This is a genomic window from Xenorhabdus thuongxuanensis (assembly GCF_001908095.1).
Lineage (GTDB): Bacteria > Pseudomonadota > Gammaproteobacteria > Enterobacterales > Enterobacteriaceae > Xenorhabdus > Xenorhabdus thuongxuanensis.
Genome location: NZ_MKGR01000066.1, coordinates 1 through 1,939, shown reverse-complemented (window position 1 = coordinate 1,939; position 1,939 = coordinate 1). Strand labels below are relative to the sequence as shown.

General features: G+C 37.3%; 3 protein-coding genes. 1 reads left to right on the top strand and 2 read right to left on the bottom strand.

Features of this window, described 5'->3' with window-relative positions; translation table 11 throughout:
• Positions 1-58: 58 nt before the first annotated feature.
• Together Xentx_RS17945 and Xentx_RS17940 are read right to left on the bottom strand one after the other, a co-directional pair.
• On the bottom strand, positions 59-1,009 hold the full coding sequence (locus Xentx_RS17945) for a hypothetical protein (protein WP_074021856.1): 951 nt from the start codon (positions 1,007-1,009) through the stop codon (positions 59-61).
• A 126-nt stretch (positions 1,010-1,135) separates the two neighbouring features.
• Positions 1,136-1,432, bottom strand: coding sequence for a hypothetical protein (locus Xentx_RS17940; RefSeq protein WP_074021855.1), 297 nt, complete (start codon positions 1,430-1,432; stop codon positions 1,136-1,138).
• Between the two features lie 160 nt (positions 1,433-1,592).
• Between Xentx_RS17940 and Xentx_RS17935 the strand changes: the two genes are divergently transcribed.
• Positions 1,593-1,865: an IS630 transposase-related protein gene (locus Xentx_RS17935; RefSeq protein WP_074021854.1), complete on the top strand. Its 273-nt coding sequence runs from the start codon at positions 1,593-1,595 to the stop codon at positions 1,863-1,865.
• Positions 1,866-1,939: the final 74 nt, after the last annotated feature.

Below are 1,939 nucleotides of genomic sequence, written 5' to 3'. Positions count from 1 at the left end.
GTTTTATCACCTGGACTCAGGAAACCATGGAATATGAGATCAATACATTATTAGCTGGTTATGGTGACCAATTTGCAATTAATTTCTCTTGAGGACTTAGCAAACTTATCCCTTTTATTTCGCCACTATCCGTATTCGAGATACTACCAATTATTCCTTTGTCATCAATAAATATTCCATTTTGTTTGCCATGAACTAAAGAGGCATTAGTAATCTTTGTAATATTAGAGGCAGTTTTAGATTTTGATATTCCTTCTCCAGTGACACTAATAGCATCCTGTTTAGCAGTAATTTTGCTTTCTAAATTATTAGATAAACGCTCTATAGTTCCCCCACCGGCAACATGAATGCCATCTTCGATACCAGTCACAGTTCCATCATTATTAATCGTTTTAATCTTAGATAAATTATCAATATGAATTCCATTTATATTTCCCTTATTTCGATTAATTATTTCTGTTACATTCCCATACATGCCATCTAAGTCTCCTGTTCCTTGTGCAGCATCGACATATATGGAGTAATTGCTATTTTCATTTTTAAACTTTATTGTTCCATTATTATCTAATGTATTTAACTGGCCAGAAATCCACAGTGCAGCATAGTCTCCATCTATAATCCCATGTTCACTATTAACTATTTTTTCAACAGAACCAGTATAGGTTACATTAACTCCAATATATCCATATAACATACCAAAGTTATTTACCTCATTGGCAGAGATAGGTTGAGAAAAATTATCATCATTACCAATATTAATAGCATTGTATTCGTAATGATAATTACTGGATAAGTCGGAACCTACAGTCACAACAATCGATTTTTTATCTTCGATTACCACAGTTCCATGGCTTACAAGGTTACAGGAGTCTTTTTTGACGAAATCAATTTTCGTGGTTCCATTCGGGGTTCCACATGATGAATCTGCGGTTGCATTGGTATTTATTCCTGTAAAAAGACATGCTATTTTGATAGCTAGTGACAATAACGAGTAATTGTATTTTTTCATGAGTAGAATTACCAAATAATTTTCACATATAATTTAAAGTTAGAAGATTTTTACCAAAACGTCGATTTTGATCATCTTGGGGTTGTAAGCCGGACAATGGCATTCGGTTAAATCCTTATCGGAGCATCAAAAGAATTCCAGCGTGTTCTGGGTTTCATCGATTTCCGTGGGTAGTGCCTCTCTGGTCTCACCCGTTGTATCATTAATGTGCTTTTTTATTTTCAATTCGGTGTCTTTGAGCTTTTGCTTTAGCAGGGTGATTATCTTTGCATGAGAATCACAAACAACTTCATCCGCCACGGAGAAGCGATTCTCTTCCGTCAAAAGCATTTCATTCAGCTTATTGCGATGGCGGACTAAAGCCAGTAATTGGCGTTCACAAAGCGGCGTGGCTGCCATGCCGGTGGATGCTAACTGGCGCAATAACGTGCTATCAGTTTGGCGTCAATTTTATCGGTTTTATTGCGGAGTAATTCCTCTTTACCAAAGGCATGGATTTGTACCGGATTGACAACACTGATATAGCTAAATCATACTAATATGACATAATATCTAAACCTAAGATGACAAGGCATAAAATGAGATGGGCTACAGCTTAGATTTTCGAAAGAGAGTATTGGCATACAAAGACAAGCATTCGTTGACTTTTGAACAAACGAGTGCCCATTTTGAAGTCTCCATGCGCACCTTGTTCCGGTGGTGCAATAAGATAGAACCTTGCATGACCCGCAATAAACCCGCCACGGAAATCCCTGATGCGGTGCTCATGGAGGATGTCCAAAACTTTCCCGATGACTATCAATGGGAAAGAGCAAAACGTTTAGGTGTCTCAGAGCCCATTCGGAATCTTTTTTGAACGTAATTGTTTTTCCTGTATTCTGTCCGCCCAAATAAGATAAGTGCCTATATAAGTGACCTGCTGGAATGAGA

What these genes read in the sequence shown, in the direction of transcription:
- Xentx_RS17935 (WP_074021854.1), top strand. Translation starts at nt 1,593, where the DNA reads ATGGGCTACAGCTTAGATTTTCGAAAGAGAGTATTGGCATACAAAGAC.
- Xentx_RS17945 (WP_074021856.1), bottom strand. Translation starts at nt 1,009, where the DNA reads ATGAAAAAATACAATTACTCGTTATTGTCACTAGCTATCAAAATAGCA.